A 564-nucleotide genomic window follows, 5' to 3' on the forward strand; every position below is an offset into this window, starting at 1 on the left:
GGAAGGAAACGGGTCGTGTTGCTCTCGTCGCGGGTGTAGACGCCATCGAGCGCAAGGGTGTGGAAGTGGAGGTTGAGGTGCAGGGCCGAGCCGAAACGTTGGACGAAAGTGACAGAGCCGCACTGGCTTCGCGGTATGCCCCACTGCCTCTTTGCGCGCCGGCGAAGCGCAGCGAAGAGCGCACGGAGATAGGCACGCAGGACTTCGCTGGTGAGTGCAGCGTCGTAGGCGCAGCGGTAGCGGAGCGCGTAGGGCAACGTGAGCACCCACTGGCGGATGGGTACTTCTGGAAGAACGCAATCGACGAGATGTGCGGCGGTGTCCGCCATGCGGCGGCCGCCGCATGACGGGCAGAAACCGCGGCGTTTACACGAGAAGGACACGAGGCGATCGTGGCCGCAGGCGTCGCAGTGGAGCCTCAGGAAGCCGTGAGCGAGGATCCCGCACCGGAGGTACGCGCGCAGCTCCTGCTCGATGAAGCGGGGCGCGGGGTGATCGCCTTCGCGGGCGCTTGCCAGGAAGCTCTCGAGCTGCTCGCGGACGACCTCGTGTAATACGGTCTCC

At 66.0% G+C, this 564-nt stretch carries 1 protein-coding gene; it reads right to left on the reverse strand.

Features of this window, described 5'->3' with window-relative positions:
- On the reverse strand, positions 1 to 564 hold a 564-nt coding region (locus GY937_18945; GenBank protein MCP5058784.1), incomplete at both ends, for a transposase.

It is taken from the genome of bacterium (assembly GCA_024228115.1).
GTDB lineage: Bacteria > Myxococcota_A > UBA9160 > UBA9160 > UBA6930.